Consider the following 20,887-nt stretch of genomic DNA (forward strand, 5'->3'; position numbering starts at 1 on the left):
CGTGCCGGACCCGTGGGGCTGTTCGAATTCGGCGGGTGCGCCCGGCGGGCCCGGGACGTTACCGGTGGCTTGTGTGAGGGGCGGGTGGAACGTGCGGGGCCCGGTGGGCGGCTGGTGTTGCTGGCCTGACTTCGACCGTGGCGGGGCAAAGCCGCGTGACACAGAGATCTCCGCGCTGCCACGCTGGCCCGAGGCATTACCCAAGTCCAGGACGGGAGTCATGCGTTGACCAGTTCGTCCACTCCGGCCGGCTCCTCCGCCGAGAACCAGCCCCATGACCAGCCCGACGGCCGGTCCGACGACCAGTCCCAGCCGTCCTCCGACGAGGCCATCGCCCTGATCGAGCTCCTCTTCGGCTCGGTCTTCTCCTCCGCCCTGCGCACCGCCGCCGTCCACCGCGTCGCCGACCATCTCGCGGAGGGCCCGCTGCCCGTGGACGAGCTGGCCCGGCGGGCCGAGGTGCACGCGGACTCGCTGCGGCGCGTGCTGCGGCTGCTCGCGAGCCGGGGTGTCTTCCGCGAGACGGAGCCCGGCGTGTTCGAGCTGACGCCCGCGGCGCACACGCTGCGCGACGTCCCCGGTTCCCTGCGGGACGGCGTGCTGTTCGCCACCGGCGAGACGATGACGCGTTCGTTCGGCGTGCTCGAAGACGCGGTCCGGGAGGGGAAGCCCGGCTTCGAGATCGCCTACGGCGCACTCTTCTTCGACCACCTGTCGGGCAACCCCGAGGACCAGGAGAGCTTCGACAAGGGCATGTCGTCCCTCTCCGGCCCGCTCAACGACATCATCGCCACGGCCTACCCGTTCCCCGCCGGCGGCACCGTCGTGGACGTGGCCGGCGGCCAGGGCGGGCTCCTGCGGGCCGTGCTCCAGCACCACCCGGGGCTCTCCGGCGTCCTCTTCGACCAGGAGCAGACCGTCGCCGGGCACCTGCTCGACGTCAAGGAACTCGCGGGCCGCTGGCGCGTGGAGAGCGGCGACTTCTTCCGGGCGGTCCCCGAGGGCGGCGACCTCTACGTCCTCAAGAACATCCTCCACGACTGGAGCGACGAGCACAGCCTGCGCATCCTCGCCTCCATCCGCGCCGTCATCCCGCCCACCGGCCGACTCCTGGTCGTCGACACCGTCATGCCCGAAGGCAACGACCCCGACCCCAGCAAGGTCGTGGACATCATCATGCTGAACGTCGCCAGCGGCCGCGAACGCACGGAGGACGAGTTCAACTCCCTTTTCCAGCAGGCGGGTTTCACCCTGACCCGGATCGTCGAGACGGGGTCGTTCCCGGCGGTCGTCGAAGGCGTGCCGGTCTGACACGGATACGTACGCACATGGGGGCGCCCCCGGCCACATCCGGCCGGGGGCGCCCCCACTGACGTACGGCGAACTCGCGGAGCTACGCCGCGTGCACCACGTTCTTCTCCTCCGCGAAGTGGCACGCCGACTCGTGCGCGGCGGGGGTGTCCTGGCCCGCGAAGCGCTCCGGGATGGCGAGCAGCGGGACCTCCTCCGCGCACTTGTCCTGCGCCTTCCAGCAGCGGGTGCGGAAGCGGCAGCCGGACGGCGGGTTCGCCGGGGACGGCACGTCGCCGGTGAGGATGATGCGCTCGCGGCCCTCGCGGGCCTCCGGGTCGGGGACCGGGACGGCCGAGAGGAGCGCCTGCGTGTACGGGTGCGTCGGGTGGTCGTAGATCTGCTCGTCGGAGCCGATCTCGGCCATCTTGCCGAGGTACATCACACCCACGCGGTCCGAGATGTGCCGGACGATCGACAGGTCGTGCGCGATGAAGAGGTAGGACAGGTTGAACTCGTCCTGGAGCTTCTCCATCAGGTTGATGACCTGGGCCTGGACTGACACGTCCAGGGCCGAGACCGGCTCGTCGCAGATGATGATCTCGGGGTTGAGCGCCAGACCGCGCGCGATGCCGATGCGCTGGCGCTGACCGCCCGAGAACTGGTGCGGGTAGCGGTTGATGTACTCGGGGTTGAGGCCGACCACGTCCAGAAGGTCCTGGACCTTCTGCCGGCGCGAACCCTTCGGGGCCACCTCGGGGTGGATCTCGAAGGGCTCCCCGATGATGTCGCCCACCGTCATACGGGGGTTGAGCGAGGTGTACGGGTCCTGGAACACCATCTGGATGTTCCGGCGCACCGCCTTCAGCGCACGCCCGGACAGCTTGGTGATGTCCTGGCCCTTGTAGAAGACCTCGCCGGCCGTGGCCCGCTCCAGGGTCATCAGGAGCTTGGCGACCGTCGACTTGCCGCAGCCCGACTCGCCCACGATGCCCAGCGTCTCGCCCTGGTAGAGGTCGAAGGAGATCCCGTCGACCGCCTTCACCGCACCGATCTGGCGCTTGACGATGATGCCCTGGGTGAGGGGGAAGTGCTTCACCAGGTTGCGGACCTGGAGGATCGGCTCGCCGCGCTCTGCCGGGGCCTCGATCGCGGCCACGGCTTCTTCCGGCGTCGCCGCGTCGACCGTCTCGACCTCGGTCACGTTCGGAGTGGCGTCCGTCGGCTCGGCGCCCTCGGGCTCGGCGCCCTTCTTGAGCTCAGCCATGGATCGTCTCCTTCCAGAAGTGGCACGCGCTGCCGCGGCCCGGGAGCTCCGCGCCGTCCTGCTCCGTCACCGGAACCAGCGGCGGGACCTCCGTACGGCAGATGTCCGTCGCCTTGGGGCAGCGCGGGTTGAACGCGCAACCCGACGGGATCTTCAGGAGGTTGGGCGGCAGCCCCTTGATCGCGTAGAGCTCGTGGCCCTTCTGGTCAAGGCGCGGGATCGAGTCGAGCAGGCCTCGCGTGTACGGGTGCGCCGGGCGCTTGTAGAGCTCGTGCACCGGGGCCGTCTCCACGATCCGGCCCGCGTACATGACGGCGATCTTGTCCGCCACGTCCGCGACCACGCCGAGGTCGTGGGTGATGAGGATGAGCCCCATGTTGTACTCGCGCTGGAGCTCCGCGAGCAGGTCCATGACCTGGGCCTGGACCGTCACGTCGAGGGCCGTGGTCGGCTCGTCGGCGATGATCAGGTCCGGCTCCAGGGCGAGCGCCATCGCGATCATGATGCGCTGGCGCATACCGCCGGAGAACTGGTGCGGGTAGTCGTTCACCCGCTCCTTGGCGGCCGGGATCTTCACCCGCTCCATCAGCTCGATGGACTTCGCCTTCGCCGCCTTGCGGCTCAGGCCGTCGTGCACCCGGAACATCTCGCCGAGCTGGTAGCCCACGCTCAGCACCGGGTTCAGGGACGAAAGCGCGTCCTGGAAGATCATCGCGATCTTGCGGCCGCGGATCTTCCTGCGCTCCTCGTTGGACATCTTCAGCATGTCCTGGCCCCGGAACAGGATCTCGCCCTGCGGGATCTTGCCGGGCGGCATGTCGAGGATGCCCATGACGGCCTGCGCGGTCACGGACTTGCCGGAGCCCGACTCGCCGAGCACGGCGAGCGTCTCGCCCGCGTCCACGCTGTAGTTGACACCGTTCACGGCCTTGACCACACCGTCTCGGGTGTGGAACTCGACGTGCAGGTCCTTCACGTCGAGCAGTCGGCCGCTCTTTTCCTCGCCCGAGCGGGGAGCGGGAACGTCCGCGGTCTTATCAGTGATCGTCACGTACGCCTCCCTCAGCGCAACTTCGGGTCGAGGGCTTCGCGTACGGCGTCACCCATCATGATGAACGCCAGCACGGTGATGCTGAGCATTCCGGCGGGGAACAGCAGCACGTGCGGGTTGTTCCGGATGAACTGCGTGCCGTCGGAGATGTCGCCGCCCCAGGAGATTTCGCCGCCGCCGAGCCCGAGGCCCAGGTAGGACAGCGTCGACTCGGCGACGATGTACGTGCCGAGCGCGATGGTCGCGACGACGATCACCGGTGCGACGGCGTTCGGCAGGATGTGCCGGAACAGGATCCGCTTCGTCCCGGCGCCGAGCGCCCGCGCCGCCACCACGTAGTCCGCGTGCTTGGTCGTGATGACCGCGCCGCGCATCACTCGGGCGATCTGCGTCCAGCCCAGGAAGGCGAGCGCCCCCATCACCACCCAGACGGTGCGGTCGGTGAAGCCGTTCAGGACGACCATCGAGCCGAGCAGGAACGGGATGCCGAAGAACACGTCGGTGATCCGGGAGAGCAGGCTGTCCCAGAAGCCGCCGAAGTATCCGGCCAGCATGCCGACCAGGCCGCCGAAGAGGGTGACCAGGAGGGTCACGCCGACGCCGACGACGATGGAGTTCCGCGCGCCGAACAGGACACGCGCGTAGATGCTGCGCCCCGTGCCGTCGTAACCGAACCAGTCGGCCTGGAAGAAGTGGCCCAGCTCGGGCTTGCCCAGGAAGTTCTTCGCCTGGTCGCCGGTCTCCGGGTTCGCGTCGGTGAACATGCCGGGGAAGGCCGCCACCAGGAGCAGCACCACGATGAGCAGTGCGGAGATCACGAACAGCGGGTTGCGGCGCAGGTCCCGCCATGCGTCGCCCCAGAGGCTGCGGGGCTTGCCGGGCGCCGGTGTCGCGGAGACCGCGGCTCCCGCGACGACCTCGTCCTGTGCCGCCGCCTTGTCCGTGGTCGAGGTCTTGGTCAGGTCAGGCATAACGGATCCTCGGGTCCAGGACCGCGTAAAGCAGGTCGACGAGCAGGCTGGCGAGGAGGTACACGAGCACCAGGACGGTCACGATGCCGACGATGACCGCGCCCTCACGGCGGGCCAGCGAGGTGAAGAGCAGGTTGCCGACGCCCGTGACGTTGAAGATGCCCTCGGTGATGACCGCGCCACCCATCAGCGTGCCGATGTCGGTGCCCAGGTAAGTGACCACCGGAATCAGCGAGTTGCGCAGCAGGTGCCGGGTGATGATGCGCTGCTTGGGCAGCCCCTTGGCCACCGCGGTCCGGATGTAGTCCGCCTGGCGGTTCTCCGCGATGGAGGTACGGGTCAGCCGGGCGACGTACGCGAGACCGACCATGCCGAGCACCAGGGCGGGGACCACCAACTGCCCCATGTCCTCGGAGTCCTGGACCGTCGGTGTGATCCATTGCCATTCGTTGCCCATATAGAGCTGGAAGAGCAGACCGACCACGAAGATCGGCACGGAGATCACCAGGAGCGTGAACAGCGTCACCGTGTTGTCCACGATGCGGCCGCGCCTGATGCCCGCGAAGACGCCCAGGGTGATGCCGACGACGAGCTCGAACGACCACGCCATGACGGCGAGACGCATCGAGACCGGGAAAGCCTGCGTGATCTCGTCGAGAATGGGCCGGTTGCCCGCGATGGTGTTGCCGAAGTCCCCTTGGAACAGGCCCTTCATGTAGTGCAGATACTGCTCCCACAGCGGCAGGTCCAGACCGCGGTCGTGCTTGATCTGCGCCACCTGCGCGGGGTCCGGCGGCTTGTCTCCCCACAGCGCCCGCACGGGATCGCCGGGGAGGACGTTGACCATCAGGAAGATCAGCAGGGTTGTCCCGATGAAGACCGGGATCATCTGGAGCAGTCGCCTCGCGACGTAGCGCCCCATGGTGGTGCCTCCGTCCATTGCGGAGCCGTTCCGCAAGCGACGCCCGGGGTCGCCGGGCGTCGCTTTACGGGAACGGAACTCCGGCGACTGCTACTTCTCGAAGACCTGGACCTCGGAGAGGATCGGGTCACCGGCCTGGTCGAACTCGACGTTCTTCACGTTCTTCGAGTACGCGGAGTTCGTGGAGTTGTACCAGAGCGGGATGCCCGGGAAGCTGTTCTTCAGCTCCGCCTCGGCCTGGTTGTACAGGTCCGCGGACTCGTCGATGGTCTTGGCGTTGTCGGCCTTCTTGGTCAGCTCGTCGAACTTCTTGTCCGAGAAGCCGCCCTTGTTGCCGTCGACGCCGGTGCCGTAGAGGTCCGCGAGGAAGTTGCCGTTGAACGGGTAGTCGAGCACCCAGCCCGAGCGGTAGATCGACTTGACCTTCTTCTGGTCACGGATCTCCGTGTCGGCCTGGAAGTCGGTCACCGGGTCGCCGACGCACTTGACGCCGACGTTCTTCTGGATGTCGTTGCAGACAGCGGTGACCCAGCCCTTGTGCGGCTGGTCGGCGTTGTACTGGATCGAGATCTTGTTGCCCGGGACGCCGCCGCCGTCCTTGATGAGCTGCTTGGCCTTCTTGGCGTCGAACTTGCAGTACTCGCCGCAAGCGTCGGCCTTGTAGCCCTTCACGCCCCTGGCGACCCAGCCGGAGGCCGGCTTGCGGGTGCCGTAGAACGTGGTCTTGGAGATGGTCTCGCGGTCGATCGCCATCGACAGGCCCTGGATGACCTTGACGTCGATGTCCTTCCACTGCTTGGTGTAGAAGGCCGGGTTGATCGTGTTGATCGCCGAGAAGTCCGAGGTGATCGCGCGGTCACCGAAGTCGTTCTTGTAGTTGGCGAGTTCGCTGTCCGGGATCAGCGGCATCGTGTCCACGTTGTCGGACCGGAGGTCCTGGTACGCGGCGTTCGGCGTGGTGTACGCCTTGAAGTTGATGCCGCCGTTCTTCGGCTTGTCCTCGCCCTTGTAGCCGGACCACGCCGTGACCTGGATCGACTTCTTGTGGTCCCAGCTCTTGAACTTGTAGGGACCGTTGCCGACCGGCGCCTCGCCGTACTTCTTCGGGTCCTTCAGCGCGGCCGCGGGCAGCGGGAAGAAGGGCTTGTAGACAAGCTTGTACGCGTAGTACGGGATGCCGGAGTTCAGCGTGATGGTGAAGGTGTTCTCGTCGACGACCTTCAGGCCGGACATGGTCTTCGCCTTGGCCTTCCCCTTCTCGGGGTGCACCTTGTCGTAGCCCACGATGTCGCGGTACCAGGAGCTGTTCTGCTGGCCGTTGGCCGGGTCGGCCGCCCAGTTCCAGGCGTCGACGTAGGACTTGGCGTTGACCGGCGTGTTGTCGTGGAACTTCCAGCCCGGCTTGAGCTTGACCGTCCACACCTTGTTCGCCTTGTCGGGGGTGACCGACTCGGCGTTCTCGTAGGTGATGTTGCCCTGCTTGTCGTAGTGCACAAGGCCGGTGAAGAGCGCGTCGATGACGACGCTGCCGTACGCCTCCATGGTGTTCGACGGCTGCAGGGCGTTCTGCGGCTCACCGTTGGCGTAGCTGACGATCCCCTTGGGGTCGACCTTGCCGCTGCCCTTGTCGTCGTCGCCACCACCGCAGGCGGTAGCGGTCAGCGCCACAACACCGGCTATCGCGACCCACTTGGCGCTCTTGGCACCACGCATGGGGTTCCTCCTCATGAGTCCACTTGTTCACAACGAGAGGGGGTACGAGAGATCGCGCCATCACCCCTGACGGCGTTGATCGAATACCCCAGTGTGCTCGTGAGTCGGCGCTCCCCACAGCGCGTGACCCATTGACCCGAGCTATACGCGGTCAACTATTAGCCATGAGGTACGGCCCGACCACACCCTTTTGGTCTCGGTTCAATCACACCTGGCACGTACAACTTCCAAAATCCGGACAAACCGATCCTAGATAGATGGTTGCGAAACGGACGTGTTACACATCTAACGGTCAGTGGAGTCCGTATTCCGGACAGATCGGCGCCGAAAACCGGTTGCCGCGCGGGCGTTGACTGTCCCTTGGCGCGTGTGCCGTGTGGTCACCGTATCGCCCTCCGCAACCACGAGAGGCCGGTTTCACCCACTCCGGAGAGTGGGCAAAACCGGCCTCAGGCGGTGCGTGGGCGTTTAGCCGCGCATAGCCGTGGTGCTTAGCCGTGCTTGGCGCGCGAAGCCGTGCGGCCGCGCTGCTTCTGGTCCAGGACGACCTTGCGGATGCGCACGGCCTCCGGGGTCACCTCGACGCACTCGTCGTCGCGGCAGAACTCCAGGGACTGCTCCAGGGAGAGCTTGCGCGGGGGCACCACGTTCTCGGTGTTGTCCGCGGAAGCCGCACGCATGTTGGTGAGCTTCTTCTCCTTGGTGATGTTCACGTCCATGTCGTCGGCGCGCGAGTTCTCGCCGACGATCATGCCCTCGTACACCTCGGTGCCGGGCTCGGTGAACAGCACACCGCGCTCCTGGAGGTTGATCATCGCGAACGGCGTGACCGCGCCCGAGCGGTCGGCGACCAGCGAACCGTTGTTACGGGTCGTCAGCGTGCCGAACCACGGCTCGTGGCCCTCGTGGATGGAGTGGGCGATGCCCGTACCGCGGGTGTTCGTCAGGAACTCCGTACGGAAGCCGATGAGGCCGCGGGACGGGACGACGAACTCCATGCGCACCCAGCCGGAGCCGTGGTTGGACATGTTGTCCATGCGGCCCTTGCGGACGCCCATGAGCTGCGTGACGGCGCCCATGTGCTCCTCGGGCACGTCGATGGTCATGCGCTCGACCGGCTCGTGCGTCTTGCCGTCGATCTCCTGGGTGACCACCTGGGGCTTGCCGATGGTCAGCTCGAAGCCCTCACGGCGCATCTGCTCGACCAGGATGGCGAGCGCCAGCTCACCGCGGCCCTGCACCTCCCAGGCGTCGGGACGCTCGGTGTCCAGGACGCGCAGCGAGACGTTACCGATCAGCTCGCGGTCCAGACGGTCCTTGACCTGGCGGGCGGTGACCTTGCGGTCCTTGACGGCCGCCTTGGCGTCCGCGCCCTTGCCGGTGCCACCGCGGCCGACCAGCGGCGAGGTGTTCGTACCGATGGTCATGGAGATGGCCGGCTCGTCGACCGTGATCAGCGGCAGCGCGATCGGGTTCTCCGGGTCGGCCAGGGTCTCGCCGATCATGATGTCCGGGATACCCGCGACGGCGCAGATGTCGCCGGGTCCTGCGACCTCCGCGGGCTTGCGGGTGAGGGCCTCGGTCATCATCAGCTCGGTGATGCGGACGTTGGAGGTCGTGCCGTCGCGCTTGATCCACGCGACGGTCTGGCCCTTGCGCAGCTCGCCCTGCTCGACGCGGAGCAGCGCGATGCGGCCGAGGAAGTTGTCGGCGTCCAGGTTGGTGACGTGGGCCTGGAGCGGCGCGGTCTCGTCGTACTCGGGGGCCGGGACGTGCTGGAGCAGCGTGGTGAAGAACGGCTCCAGGCTGTCGCTGTCGGCCGGGACGGTGCCGTCCTCCGGCTTGGTCAGCGAGGCCACGCCGTCACGGCCGCAGGCGTAGACGATCGGGAACTCGATCTGGTCCTCGTCCGCGTCCAGGTCGAGGAAGAGGTCGTACGTCTCGTTGACGACCTCGTCGATCCGCGAGTCGGGGCGGTCCGTCTTGTTGATGCAGAGGATGACGGGCAGTCGCTGCATCAGGGCCTTGCGCAGCACGAAGCGCGTCTGCGGGAGCGGGCCCTCGGACGCGTCGACGAGGAGGACGACCGCGTCCACCATCGACAGACCGCGCTCGACCTCGCCACCGAAGTCGGCGTGGCCGGGGGTGTCGATGATGTTGATGGTGATGACGTCGCCGCCATCCTTGGGGTGGTACTTGACGGCCGTGTTCTTGGCCAGGATCGTGATGCCCTTCTCACGCTCCAGGTCGTTGCTGTCCATCATGCGGTCGTCGAGGGACTCTGCGGCGTGCGCGGCGAAGGCGCCCGCCTGCTTGAGCATGGCGTCGACGATGGTCGTCTTGCCGTGGTCGACGTGGGCGACGATGGCGACGTTACGAATGTCGTGGCGCGTGGGCATGCGAGGTGCGCTTCTCCCGGGAGGCTTGGAGGCGACGCGTACGTCCATTTCGTACGCGTGCACTGCCGGGCAGACGTGCCACGGCCTTACCCCATCCTACGGGTCCTCGCCGGGGGCGGCTTGTCGGGCTCCTGGGCGCCCCCGGAACGGGAGGTTCCGCCAGGCCTCGGGCACCGTGGATCGCGGCCTCCGGCCTGGCCCGTCCTCACTCGCCGGACAGACTATTCCGGCTTCGGCTGCTTGCTCGCCTTCGCGCCCGGCTTCAGGAAGCCCATGTCCTGGTAGATCGGGGTCTGGAAGCCGAAGGCGCCCGCGTTGGCGAGGTTGGTGCGGGTGGCCACCAGCTGGGGGCGCTGGTAGAGGGGGATGGAGCCCGCCGCCGCCCAGATGCGGGCGTCGGCCTTCTTGACCAGGGAGCGGTTCTCGGACTCGTCCAGTTCGGCCAGGGCCTGGTCGAAGAGCTGGTCGATGTGGTCGGTGCCGACGCGGGTGTAGTTCTGCTCGACGTTCAGGGAGCCGTCCGCCGCGGGCACCGGCTTGGCGAAGATCGGGCGGGAGTCGGTGGCGGGGAAGGCGGACGCGGGCCAGGAGTACAGCGCCAGGTCGTACTGGCCGGACGCGATGTGGTCCTTGAAGTAGCTCTCGTCCGCGACCTTGGCGATCTCCGTACGTACGCCGATGCGCTGCAGCATCCCCGAGATCCGGTCGGCGACCGCCCGCAGCGACTCCGAGCCCGCGCCGGACGGGAGCACGAAGCGCAGGGTGAGCGCCTTGCCGTCCTTGGCGAGCGGGCCCGCCGCGGCGCCCTTGGCGCTCTTTCCGCTCTTGGGGGCGGCGGTGCCCTTGGGGGCGTACGCGCCGGGGGCGCCGCCCTGGGCCTGCTTCTTGGTCTCGGCCTTCGTCTTGGGCTTTCCGCCCGGGTCCTTCTTCTGCTCCTTGTCGGCCTCGCGGCGCGTGCCGGTGCCTGCCTCGGCGGGCTTCAGGCGTGCGGCGCCCGACTTCGGGTCGTCCTCGCCGACGATGTACGTGCCGTCGTCGGAGCCGGAGTCGGAGCCAGAGCTGGACTCGGAGCCGGAGCCGGACTCGGAGCCCGAGATGTCCTCGGAGTTCTCCGTGCCCGCTTCGCCGCCCGCCGTCTCCTCCTCGTCCCCGCCCCCGCCCCCGTCCTTTGTCTTCTTCCCCCTCTTCTCTGTGAGCGCTCCGGGCGTCCAGCCCGCGTCCGCGAGCAGCGCGCGGGCCTCCGCCGTGTCCTGGTCGCCGAGCGCGCCGCTGTTGTCCGCGTACGCCTCCTGCCCGGCGAGGGCGAGATGGCTGCCGACCGGCTCGGCGGGCAGGCCAAGGGGCTTCAGAACCGTTTCCGCGAGCTTGTCGCGGTCCAGGGCGCGGGCCACGGCGCGGCGTACGCGGTCGTCGGCCAGGGGTCCCGCGGAGCCGTTGAGGGCGAGCTGGGTGTAGGCGGGTTCGAGGGACTTGCGGACGACGTAGCCGCGCAGGCCCGCCTGCTCCTCGGCGTACCGCCTGACGGCCTTGCGGGACTTCGCGCGGGCCAGCTGTTCGGTCTCCGCGGCCTCCTCGTCGGAGCCGTTCGCGAGGGCCCAGGAGCGCAGTGCCCCCGCGGGGGTGAGGCGGGCGCCGGGGCCGTGGGTGAGCGGGCCCTGGCCGCCCTTGTCGCGGGCGGCGAGCGCGATGCGTCCTGCCTCGTCGGCGTCCACGTCGGCGATGTCGACCTTGCCCGCGGCGAGGGCGGCGGCGCGCTGGTCGCGCGGTACGGAGCGCAGGACCAGCTTGTCGGCCTTGGCGGGGCTGCCCCACCAGCGGGCGCTGCGCTGGAGCGTGACCTCGCCGGCGCCGCGGTCGACGTCCTTCAGGGCGAAGGGGCCCGCGGTGACCTTGAGCTTGCCGCGCGCGCCGTCGTTGAAGGCGTCCGGGGTGCCCATGACCCCCTTCGGGTACAGCGGGGAGAACAGGGAGCGCCAGTCCGCGTACGGCTTGTCGAAGGTGACGCGCACCTCCAGGTTGTTGGCGCCGCGTTCGATCTTGGCGATGCGGTCGTAGCCCGCGTTGCGGGCCGTCCAGTACGCGCTGTCCTTTCCGGACAGGGCGCGCCACTGCGCGGCGAAGTCGTCGGCGCCGATCTCGCGTCCGTCGCTCCAGACCGCCTGCTGGTTGAGCTTGTAGAGCACCACTTGCTGCGGCTCGCGCTCGACGACCTCCGCGGACTCCAGGAAGTCGGCGTTGCGCTCGGGTCTGCCCTTGTCGTCGAGGCGGAACATCGACGGGAGCACGGCGCCGGTGACGCGGCCGGTCGCCTGGTCGGCGTCGGACTGGAACGCGTTGAACGTCTCGGGCAGGGCGTCGACCGCCCATGTCACCGTGCCCCCGTCGGCGACCGAGTCACGGGCCGCGGGCGCGATGTCCTGCGCGGCCGTGGGGGCGCCCGACTCGTCGCCCGAGCCGCACCCGGCGAGGGCGGGCAGCGCGAGGACTCCGGCGGCGAGGAACACGGCGGATCGGGCCGTGGCCGCCGGGCGGACCGGTCGCGGCCTGGCGCGGTCGTGGGGCATGACGGGTACCTCCGGGCGTTGCGCTCTGTACGTGTTCGCTCACGTATGGCGGTATTACGGGGGAAATATGGAGTTGATCACACCTATCGCACCCACTGAAGGCGACGGGACGCTGCGCTGGGCGTAGACACGGCGAGGCGCCCCGGGAAGCCACCCGTGCGGCTCAACGGGCCCCGGGGCACCGTGGCCCCCGGGGTGCCCCGCGCCGAGCGCACCCCTGATCGCGCTGCGCGCTCGCCCTCAAACGCCGGACGGGCCTTCTCGCCCCGCCCCCCGGAGGGAGTGAATCCGCGCAAACGGCTTCCCAATTCGGGATGTGACGCGCGACACTCGCAGGCGCATGAGCGTTGCCGCCGCACCCGTGAAGTGAGGGCAAGTCATGGCTCTGCAAGATGATCTGACGGCCATTCAGCGCTGCGTGGACGATCTGGTCCGCACCGTGGACAGGGTCGAGCAGCGGGCCGGCGCGGAACTGGCGGGCGTCGACTTCCGCCGGGTCCGCATGGACACCGACCACCTGCGCGAGAGCGTCGCCCTGCTGCGCGCGACCGCGGCCTCCGCGGCACCACAAGACCCACCCGCACCCCCGAAGCCCCGCCCCGAGCTGGTCACCATCCCGGACACGCCGTACGACGCGTCCCTGTGGACCGACTCGGACGACGAGGGCCTGGGCGCCCGCGACCGCCGCGCGCCCTAGCGGCTCCCGCCGCAATCCACCCGTCGACGAAGGAGTGGAGCCTCGTTGGCCACTGGCACGGAACCTCATCTGAAGAAGGGCACGGCCCCCGGCGGCGTACGGCACGGCACGCGCGCCGCCATCACCGCTGCCCATTTGCGGACGGACCGCTGGTGGCTGCAGCCCGCCGCGACCGCCGCCGGACTGTTCGCCTTCGTCGTGTACTCGACGTGGCGGGCGTTCGCGAACGCCGACTACTACGAGGCGCCCTACGTCTCGCCGTTCTACTCGCCGTGCATCGCGGACAACTGCGAGCCGATGAAGAACGGGCCCAACTGGGAGATCTTCGGGAGCTGGTGGGGGCTTTCCCCGGCGCTGCTCATCCTGATCTTCCCGCTGGGATTCCGCCTCACCTGCTACTACTACCGCAAGGCCTACTACCGCGGATTCTGGGCGTCACCGCCCGCCTGCGCGGTCGCGGAGCCGCACGCGAAGTACACGGGCGAAACGCGTTTCCCGTTGATCCTGCAGAACATCCACCGGTACTTCTTCTACGCGGCGGTGCCGGTCGCGGGCATTCTCACGTACGACACCGTCCTCTCCTTCCGCAACGAGGACTACGAGTGGGGACACATGGGGCTCGGCACCCTCGTGTTCCTCGTGAACATCACGCTGATCTGGGCGTACACGCTGTCCTGCCACTCGTGCCGGCACATCGTCGGCGGCAAGCTCAAGCATTTCTCCAAGCATCCGGTGCGCTATCGGATGTGGCGCTGGGTCGGCTGGCTGAACGGTCGTCACATGCTGCTCGCCTGGGCGTCGTTGATCAGCGTCGCCGTCGCGGACTTCTATGTGTATCTGATCGCTTCGGGCGCCTTCGACGATCCGACCCTCTTCTAGTGAACAAAGGGTGCTTCTGATGTCTCAAGTGGAACGGCAGCAGTGGGACGTCGTCGTGGTGGGGGCCGGTGGTGCCGGGCTGCGGGCCGCGATCGAGGCGCGCGAGCAGGGCGCCCGCACGGCGGTGATCTGCAAGTCGCTGTTCGGCAAGGCCCATACGGTGATGGCCGAGGGCGGCATCGCGGCGTCCATGGGCAATGTGAACTCCGGCGACAACTGGCAGGTGCACTTCCGCGACACCCTGCGCGGCGGGAAGTTCCTCAACCAGTGGCGGATGGCGGAGCTGCACGCCCGCGAGGCGCCCGACCGGGTCTGGGAGCTGGAGACCTGGGGCGCGCTCTTCGACCGCACGAAGGACGGGCGGATCTCGCAGCGGAACTTCGGCGGGCACGAGTATCCCCGGCTCGCGCACGTCGGCGACCGTACGGGACTCGAATTGATCCGTACGCTGCAGCAGAAGATCGTCGCGTTGCAGCAGGAGGACGAGCGTGAATTCGGGGACCACGAAGCCCGGTTGAAGGTATTCCAGGAATGCACGGTCACCCGCGTCCTCAAGGACGGGGAGCAGGTTAGTGGCGCATTCTGCTACGAGCGGGAGAGCGGCCGCTTCTTCGTCATCGAGGCGCCGAGCGTGGTGCTCGCCACCGGCGGCATCGGCAAGTCCTTCAAGGTGACGTCGAATTCGTGGGAGTACACGGGCGACGGCCACGCCCTCGCGCTGCTCGCCGGGGCGCCGCTGCTCAACATGGAGTTCGTGCAGTTCCATCCCACGGGAATGGTGTGGCCGCCCTCGGTGAAAGGCATCCTCGTCACCGAATCCGTACGCGGGGACGGCGGCGTACTCCGTAATTCCGAGGGCAAGCGCTTCATGTTCGACTACATCCCGGACGTCTTCAAGGAGAAGTACGCGGAGTCCGAGCAGGAGGGCGACCGCTGGTACGAGGACCCGGACAACAACCGCCGCCCGCCGGAGCTGCTTCCGCGCGACGAGGTGGCGCGGGCCATCAACTCCGAGGTGAAGGCGGGCCGTGGCTCGCCGCACGGCGGGGTGTTCCTGGACGTGTCGACGCGCATGCCCGCCGAGGTCATCCGGCGCCGATTGCCGTCGATGTACCACCAGTTCAAGGAGCTCGCCGACGTCGACATCACGGCCGAGGCCATGGAGGTCGGGCCGACCTGTCACTACGTGATGGGCGGCATCGCCGTCGAGTCGGACACGGCGGCGGCGCGCGGGGTGCCAGGGCTGTTCGCGGCCGGTGAGGTCGCGGGCGGCATGCACGGCTCGAACCGGCTCGGCGGCAACTCGCTCTCCGACCTCCTTGTGTTCGGCCGGCGGGCCGGTCTGCACGCGGCGCGGTACGCGGGCGAGCAGGACGCCGCGCCCGTGGTGGACGAGGCGCAGGTGGACGCGGCCGCCGCGGAGGCGCTGCGGCCGTTCAGCGCGGAGGGCCCCGAGGCCGGGGCGACCCCCGAGAACCCGTACACCCTGCACCAGGAACTCCAGCAGACGATGAACGACCTGGTGGGCATCATCCGCCGCGAGGGCGAGATGGCCGAGGCCCTGGACAAGCTGGCCGACCTGCGCCTTCGGGCCCGCCGGGCCGGGGTCGAGGGGCACCGCCAGTTCAACCCGGGCTGGCACCTGGCCCTCGACCTGCGCAACATGCTGCTCGTCAGCGAGTGCGTGGCGCGGGCCGCCCTGGAGCGCACGGAGAGCCGCGGCGGGCACACCCGCGAGGACCACCCCGGCATGGACCGCGACTGGCGCCGCCTCAACCTGCTGTGCCAACTGGCCGACCCCACCGGCGGGTCGGCCGTCACGGACCCGGCCCGCGGCCAGATCGACCTCACCCGGGTCACCACCGACCCCATCCGCCCCGACCTGCTCGCCCTCTTCGACAAGGAGGAGCTGGTCAAGTACCTCGCCGAAGAGGAGCTCTACGAGTGAGTACGAGTACGACTTCCGGCACGGATTCCGACAGCGGCTCCGCCGCGGGCGCCGACGGAGCCGCGTACGACGCGCGGTTCCGGGTCTGGCGCGGCGACGTCGAGGGCGGCGACCTGAAGGACTTCACCGTCCGGGTCAACGAGGGCGAGGTGGTCCTCGACATCATCCACCGCCTCCAGGCCACCCAGGCGCCCGACCTCGCGGTGCGGTGGAACTGCAAGGCGGGCAAGTGCGGTTCGTGCTCCGCCGAGATCAACGGCCGCCCCCGTCTGATGTGCATGACCCGCATGTCGGTGTTCGAGCGCGACGACGTCATCACGGTGACGCCGCTGCGCGCGTTCCCGGTGGTGCGGGACCTGGTGACCGACGTCGGCTTCAACTACACGAAGGCGCGGGAGGTGCCCGCCTTCGTACCGCCGAAGGACCTCGGCCCCGGTGAGTACCGCATGATGCAGGAGGACGTGGACCGCTCCCAGGAGTTCCGCAAGTGCATCGAGTGCTTCCTGTGTCAGGACACCTGCCATGTGGTGCGTGACCACGAGGAGAACAAGACGGCCTTCGCGGGCCCCCGCTTCCTGATGCGCGTCGCCGAACTCGACATGCACCCGCTGGACGCCGCCGCGTCCACCGGCCTCGACCGCAAGGCCACCGCCCAGGAGGAGCACGGCCTCGGCTTCTGCAACATCACCAAGTGCTGCACGGAGGTGTGCCCCGAGGGCATCCGCATCACCGACAACGCGCTGATTCCCTTGAAGGAGCGCGCCGTCGACCGCAAGTACGACCCGCTGGTCTGGCTGGGGAACAAGATCCGGCGGCGGCCGACGTAGGGGTCGCGCGGGGATCCTGTGGGGGTAATCCCCCACCCCGGATTCTCCCGATTGCCTCCATGGTCACGGGCGCGGCGCGGGAACAGCATGGAGGCATGAACCTTCGCGATCTTCGCTCCTCCCGTTCCCGTTCCCGCAGGGGCGCCCTCGCCCTGGGGCTCGCCGTGGCCACCGTGCTCGCGGTCGGGGCCGCCGCGCCGGTGTCGGCACGCGACACGGGCCACGCGGGCGGCGCCCCGGTGGCGGGCGGGGTGCGGGCCACGCTGCCCGCGCCCACCGGGCCGCACGCCATCGGTACGTTCTCCACCCGCCTTGTCGACCGCTCCCGGCACGACCCGTGGGTCACGTCGGTGCCGTACCGCGAGCTGATGGTGAACGTCTGGTACCCGGCGCGGGCGACCGGCGGGCACGGCGTCGCGCCGTACATGGCGAAGGGCGCCGCCGCGCGCTGGAACGCCGCCGCGCCGCACGGCATCCCCAAGGGCTCCGTCGACTGGGCGGGCATGCGGACACACGCACGCGAGAAGGCACTCCTCGACAAGGGGGCCGCGCACGGCGGGAAGCTGCCGGTGCTCGTGTACTCCGCGGGCGCGGGCGACCCCCGCACCTGGGGCACGGCGCTCGTCGAGGAGCTGGCGAGCCGCGGCTATGTCGTCGTCACCGTCGACCACACCTATGAGTCGCCGGGCGTGCAGTTCCCCGACGGCTCGGTGAAGGACAACAAGCCGCTCCTTGACGCGCTCGCGCAGACCCCGCAGGAGAAGCTGCCGCAGCTCATGAAGAAGGTGCTCGACGCCCGCGTCGCCGACGACAAGTTCGTGCTCGACCGGCTCGGCTCGCTGCCGCGCGGCCTGGGCGAGGCGGTCGACCACAAGCGCGTCGGCATGGTCGGGCATTCGGCGGGCGGAATGGCCGCCGCCGAGACGATGTACGAGGACAAGCGCGTGAAGGCGGGCGTCGACCTGGACGGCACCCTGGAGCACAACTCGGAGCCCAAGGGCACCAACCTCACGCCCGTCGCCCGGCACGGCCTGGACCAGCGGCCGTTCCTGCTGATGGGGCGCGACGGCAGCGACCACACCAGCGAGCCCTCCTGGGGCGCCTTCTGGAAGCACAGCCCCGGCTGGAAGCGGGACCTGAACCTGCGCGGCTCCAAGCACCAGACGTACACCGACCTGGCCGCGGTCCTGCCGCAGGCCGGAGTGGGCCGCGACGTGATCGAGGCGAACATCGGCACGGTCGACCCGGCGCGCGCCACGTCCGCCCAGCGCGCGTACGTCGTCTCGTTCTTCGACCGCTGGCTCGGCGGCCGGGACGACCACCTCCTGGACGGCCCTTCGGACCGCTTCCCCGAGGTCCGCTTCGTGCGGCCCTAGCGGCGACGGCGGCTCCCGCCCCGGTCGCGGGCTCTCATGGGCGGCCATACGCTGCCAAATGTGACGCCGTCCTCCCGCGCCCCGTCGCACATAGCCGCGCGGGCGGCGGCCGTCGTGCTGTTCCTCGGGTGCTGGCTCCCGCTGTCGGCACCCTCGGTGACCACGGCGTCCGCCCTGCCCGCCGCGCCCCACCCGCGCGCCGTCCCCGCCGACGACCCGGTGCGGCTCGACCGCGACGGCCAGATCACCGACCGGACCGACGCGCTCGGCGACCGGCGCCGGGCCGTCACCACCGCCCTCGACCGGCTGTACGACGAGCAGCGGATCCAGTTGTTCGTCGTGTACGTACGTGACTTCTCCGGCCGTTCCGCGCAGAGCTGGGCCGACGCGACCGCCGAGCGCAACGGGCTCGGGCTCGACGACGTGCTGCTCGCCGTGGCCACCCGGGACCGGCAGTACGCGTACTCGGTGGACGCCGACTCGCGCCTCACCGACGCCCAGCTCCGGGAGGTCGCCGCCACCGCCGTCGAGCCCGCCCTGCGGGAGAACGACTGGGCGGGCGCCGCCGCCGGGGCCGCGGACGGGTACGCGGCGGTGCTCGACGGGCGGGCCGTGCCGACACCCGCCGTCACCCCGGGCGAGGCCGATCCGGGCGCCGCGAGCGGGGGCGGCCGTGACGACGGGGTGGCGGGCGATCTGGTGCTTCCGGTGCTCGCGGCGGGCGTCGCGGGCATCTTCGGGTTCGCCGCGTACCGGCGCCGCAAGCGGCGCTTCACCTCGCGTACGACACCGGGCCCCGGCGCGGGACCCGGGCTCACGCCGCTGCCCGAACTCGACGCCCGCGCCAAGGCCCTGCTCGTGGAGACCGACGACGCCGTGCGCACCAGCACCGAGGAACTCGGCTTCGCCACCGCGCAGTTCGGCGACGAGGCCGTGCGGCCCTTCACGGACGCCCTCTCCTACGCGCGCGGGGAGCTGACGGCGGCCTTCCGGCTGCGGCAGCAGCTCGACGACGCCTACCCGGAGGACGACGCGACACGGCGCCGCATGCTCGACGAGATCGTGGCGCGCTGCGAGGAGGCGGGCCGGCGCCTGGACGCGGAGGCCGCCGCCTTCGACCAGTTGCGCGCCCTCGAACGCGAGGCGCCGGCCGCACTCGACCACGCCGAGACGACGTTCCAGCAGGTCAGCGCCCGCACCATCGACGCCGAGAGCACGCTCAAGGAGCTGCGCGCCACCTACGCGTTCGGGGCGAGCGAGGCGGTCGTCGGCCATGTCGCGCAGGCCAAGGACCGGCTCGTGTTCGCGACGACCCACCTCCACCAGGCCCGCGAGGCGGTCGGGGCCGCCGACCACGGCCGGGCCGCCGTCCACCTGCGCGCGGCCGAGGGCGCCGTCGACCAGGCGGGCACCTTCCTGGCGGCCGTGGAGCGCCTGGCCGGTGAACTCGCCCAGGCCGCACAGCGGTTGCCGGGCGCCCTCGACGAGGCGGAGGCCGACCTCGCGGAGGCGCGCGGGCTGCTCGCGGGCACCGGCCAGGGCGTGCCGACGGCCGAGCTGCGCGGGCGCGTGGCCCGGGTCGAGGCCGTCGCCGGTGAGGTGCGGCGGGCCCTCGCCGCGGGCCCGTACGACCCGATCGACGCCCTGCGCCGGGTGGAGGAGGCGGACGCCGCACTGGACGCGTCCCTCTCCGGCGCGCGCGAACGCGAGAGCGCCGAGGGCCGCGCCCGCTCGCTGCTCGGCCAGGCCCTGCTCACCGCCCGCAGCGCGGTGGCGGCGGCCACGGACCAGGTCACGACGCACCGCGGCGCGGTGGGCAGCGAGTCCCGGACACGGCTCGCGGAGGCGCGGCGGCACTTGGAGCGGGCGGAGCAGCTCGCGGACCAGCCCTCCGCCGCCCTCGCCGAGGCCCAGCGCGCCGACTCCCTCGCCCGCGAGGCCCAGGCCCTCGCCGAGCGGGACGTGCGCGCCTACGGCAATCCGTACGGCGGCCGGGGCGGCGGGACGGGCGGTGCCGTACTCGGCGGGATCGTGCTCGGGCAGATCCTTGGTGGGGTGGGGCGCGGGGGTCTCGGGGGCGGGACAGGAAGTGGGGGCTTCGGTGGGGGCGGCGGTGGCGGGCCCGGGAGTTTCGGCGGGGGCGGGACGCGGGGGCGCAGGGGCGGAGGCGGACGGTTCTGACCCTCGTACGCAGGACGCGGGACTCATCGTCGTACGCGTACGCATGCGTCTCGCGCGTACGCACAAGGAGAAAGCGAGAAAGCCCTCATGGCCAAGCAGACCGTCCTCGGGCGCGTGGCGCAGTTGGCGAAGGCCAACATCAACTCCCTCCTCGACCAGGCCGAGGATCCGCAGAAGATGCTGGACCAGTTGATCCGCGACTACACGGAGAACATCCGGGAGGCCGAGCAGGCCGTGGCGACGACGGTCGGCAATCTGCGGCTCCTGGAGGAGGACCACAAGGAGGACGTGGCGGCGGCCGCCGAGTGGGGCGGCAAGGCGCTCGCGGCCAGCAAGAAGGCGGACCTGCTGCGGGCGGACGGGAACGCGGCGGAGGCCGACCGGTTCGACGGCCTGGCCAAGGTCGCCCTTGGCCGGCAGTTGCAGTCGGAGCGGGAGGCGAAGGACGCCGAGCCGTCGATCGCCGCGCAGTCCGACGTGGTCGGCAGGCTCAAGGACGGCCTCGACTCGATGAAGATCAAGCTGACGGAACTGCACTCCAAGCGGGACCAGTTGGTGGCCAGGGCGAAGTCGGCGGAGGCGCGGAACCGGATGCTGGACGCGGCGGGCAGCATCGACGTCCTCGATCCGACGAGCGAGCTGAGCCGGTTCGAGGAGAAGGTGCGGCGGGAGGAGGCGCGGGCGCTCGGCCGCGAGGAACTCGCCGCCTCCTCGCTGGACGCGCAGTTCGAGCAACTGGACAGCCTGAGCGACACGGCGGAGGTGGCGGCACGGCTCGCCGCGCTCAAGGCGACGACCTGAG

General features: G+C 69.9%; 15 protein-coding genes. 8 read left to right on the top strand and 7 right to left on the bottom strand.

Annotated features, from left to right (window positions below):
- Window positions 1-225: 225 nt before the first annotated feature.
- A complete protein-coding gene (locus tag IEY91_RS01710; protein WP_189172527.1) occupies window positions 226-1,311 on the top strand; it encodes a methyltransferase in 1,086 nt (361 codons plus the stop codon).
- Window positions 1,312-1,393: 82 nt separating this feature from the next.
- Here the strand turns inward: IEY91_RS01710 and IEY91_RS01715 are convergent, their stop codons facing one another.
- From IEY91_RS01715 to IEY91_RS01745, 7 genes are all read right to left on the bottom strand, one after another.
- Entirely contained in the window at window positions 1,394-2,557 is a 1,164-nt protein-coding gene (locus tag IEY91_RS01715; protein ID WP_164321033.1) for an ABC transporter ATP-binding protein, read from the bottom strand.
- Window positions 2,550-3,608 carry an ABC transporter ATP-binding protein gene (locus IEY91_RS01720; protein WP_164321035.1) on the bottom strand — a complete coding sequence of 353 codons (1,059 nt, stop codon included), beginning with the start codon at window positions 3,606-3,608 and terminating at the stop codon, window positions 2,550-2,552. Before IEY91_RS01720 ends, IEY91_RS01715 begins: the two co-directional genes overlap by 8 nt.
- Before the next feature lie 11 nt (window positions 3,609-3,619).
- On the bottom strand, window positions 3,620-4,579 hold the full coding sequence (locus IEY91_RS01725; RefSeq protein ID WP_164321037.1) for an ABC transporter permease: 960 nt from the start codon (window positions 4,577-4,579) through the stop codon (window positions 3,620-3,622).
- Window positions 4,572-5,501 carry an ABC transporter permease gene (locus tag IEY91_RS01730; RefSeq protein ID WP_164321039.1) on the bottom strand — a complete coding sequence of 310 codons (930 nt, stop codon included), beginning with the start codon at window positions 5,499-5,501 and terminating at the stop codon, window positions 4,572-4,574. The genes IEY91_RS01725 and IEY91_RS01730 overlap by 8 nt, the downstream gene beginning before the upstream one ends.
- A gap of 90 nt (window positions 5,502-5,591) precedes the next feature.
- Entirely contained in the window at window positions 5,592-7,214 is a 1,623-nt protein-coding gene (locus IEY91_RS01735) for a peptide ABC transporter substrate-binding protein (protein WP_164321040.1), read from the bottom strand.
- 491 nt (window positions 7,215-7,705) lie between these two features.
- Window positions 7,706-9,613, bottom strand: coding sequence for a translational GTPase TypA (gene typA, locus IEY91_RS01740; protein WP_189172528.1), 1,908 nt, complete (start codon window positions 9,611-9,613; stop codon window positions 7,706-7,708).
- Window positions 9,614-9,834: 221 nt separating this feature from the next.
- On the bottom strand, window positions 9,835-12,177 hold the full coding sequence (locus IEY91_RS01745; RefSeq protein ID WP_189172529.1) for an ABC transporter family substrate-binding protein: 2,343 nt from the start codon (window positions 12,175-12,177) through the stop codon (window positions 9,835-9,837).
- Window positions 12,178-12,556: 379 nt separating this feature from the next.
- On the opposite strand from IEY91_RS01745, the gene IEY91_RS01750 reads away from it, so the two are divergent.
- The 7 genes from IEY91_RS01750 to IEY91_RS01780 all read left to right on the top strand — a co-directional run bounded on the left by IEY91_RS01750 (window position 12,557) and on the right by IEY91_RS01780 (window position 20,886).
- Window positions 12,557-12,874, top strand: a complete 318-nt coding sequence (locus IEY91_RS01750; protein ID WP_164321044.1) for an Rv0250c family protein — start codon at window positions 12,557-12,559, stop codon at window positions 12,872-12,874.
- Window positions 12,875-12,919: 45 nt separating this feature from the next.
- Window positions 12,920-13,753, top strand: coding sequence for a succinate dehydrogenase subunit SdhC (sdhC, locus tag IEY91_RS01755; protein WP_164321046.1), 834 nt, complete (start codon window positions 12,920-12,922; stop codon window positions 13,751-13,753).
- A gap of 19 nt (window positions 13,754-13,772) precedes the next feature.
- Window positions 13,773-15,701: a fumarate reductase/succinate dehydrogenase flavoprotein subunit gene (locus tag IEY91_RS01760; protein ID WP_189172530.1), complete on the top strand. Its 1,929-nt coding sequence runs from the start codon at window positions 13,773-13,775 to the stop codon at window positions 15,699-15,701.
- Complete coding sequence (locus tag IEY91_RS01765) at window positions 15,698-16,528, top strand: succinate dehydrogenase/fumarate reductase iron-sulfur subunit (protein WP_189172531.1); 831 nt, start codon at window positions 15,698-15,700, stop codon at window positions 16,526-16,528. The genes IEY91_RS01760 and IEY91_RS01765 overlap by 4 nt, the downstream gene beginning before the upstream one ends.
- A gap of 95 nt (window positions 16,529-16,623) precedes the next feature.
- Window positions 16,624-17,904: an alpha/beta hydrolase family protein gene (locus IEY91_RS01770; protein ID WP_189172532.1), complete on the top strand. Its 1,281-nt coding sequence runs from the start codon at window positions 16,624-16,626 to the stop codon at window positions 17,902-17,904.
- Window positions 17,905-17,964: 60 nt separating this feature from the next.
- Window positions 17,965-20,085 carry a TPM domain-containing protein gene (locus tag IEY91_RS01775; RefSeq protein ID WP_373287867.1) on the top strand — a complete coding sequence of 707 codons (2,121 nt, stop codon included), beginning with the start codon at window positions 17,965-17,967 and terminating at the stop codon, window positions 20,083-20,085.
- Between the two features lie 87 nt (window positions 20,086-20,172).
- Complete coding sequence (locus tag IEY91_RS01780) at window positions 20,173-20,886, top strand: PspA/IM30 family protein (RefSeq protein WP_189172534.1); 714 nt, start codon at window positions 20,173-20,175, stop codon at window positions 20,884-20,886.
- The last annotated feature ends 1 nt before the right edge of the window (window position 20,887 follow it).

This window comes from Streptomyces lasiicapitis, assembly GCF_014646335.1.
Classification (GTDB): Bacteria; Actinomycetota; Actinomycetes; order Streptomycetales; family Streptomycetaceae; genus Streptomyces; species Streptomyces lasiicapitis.

Bases quoted from the DNA above. Each gene is read 5' to 3' on its own strand.
- IEY91_RS01715 (WP_164321033.1), bottom strand. From the start codon at position 2,557: ATGGCTGAGCTCAAGAAGGGCGCCGAGCCCGAGGGCGCCGAGCCGACG.
- IEY91_RS01725 (WP_164321037.1), bottom strand. From the start codon at position 4,579: ATGCCTGACCTGACCAAGACCTCGACCACGGACAAGGCGGCGGCACAG.
- IEY91_RS01730 (WP_164321039.1), bottom strand. From the start codon at position 5,501: ATGGGGCGCTACGTCGCGAGGCGACTGCTCCAGATGATCCCGGTCTTC.
- IEY91_RS01735 (WP_164321040.1), bottom strand. From the start codon at position 7,214: ATGCGTGGTGCCAAGAGCGCCAAGTGGGTCGCGATAGCCGGTGTTGTG.
- typA (WP_189172528.1), bottom strand. From the start codon at position 9,613: ATGCCCACGCGCCACGACATTCGTAACGTCGCCATCGTCGCCCACGTC.
- IEY91_RS01745 (WP_189172529.1), bottom strand. From the start codon at position 12,177: ATGCCCCACGACCGCGCCAGGCCGCGACCGGTCCGCCCGGCGGCCACG.
- IEY91_RS01750 (WP_164321044.1), top strand. From the start codon at position 12,557: ATGGCTCTGCAAGATGATCTGACGGCCATTCAGCGCTGCGTGGACGAT.
- IEY91_RS01760 (WP_189172530.1), top strand. From the start codon at position 13,773: ATGTCTCAAGTGGAACGGCAGCAGTGGGACGTCGTCGTGGTGGGGGCC.
- IEY91_RS01770 (WP_189172532.1), top strand. From the start codon at position 16,624: ATGAACCTTCGCGATCTTCGCTCCTCCCGTTCCCGTTCCCGCAGGGGC.
- IEY91_RS01780 (WP_189172534.1), top strand. From the start codon at position 20,173: ATGGCCAAGCAGACCGTCCTCGGGCGCGTGGCGCAGTTGGCGAAGGCC.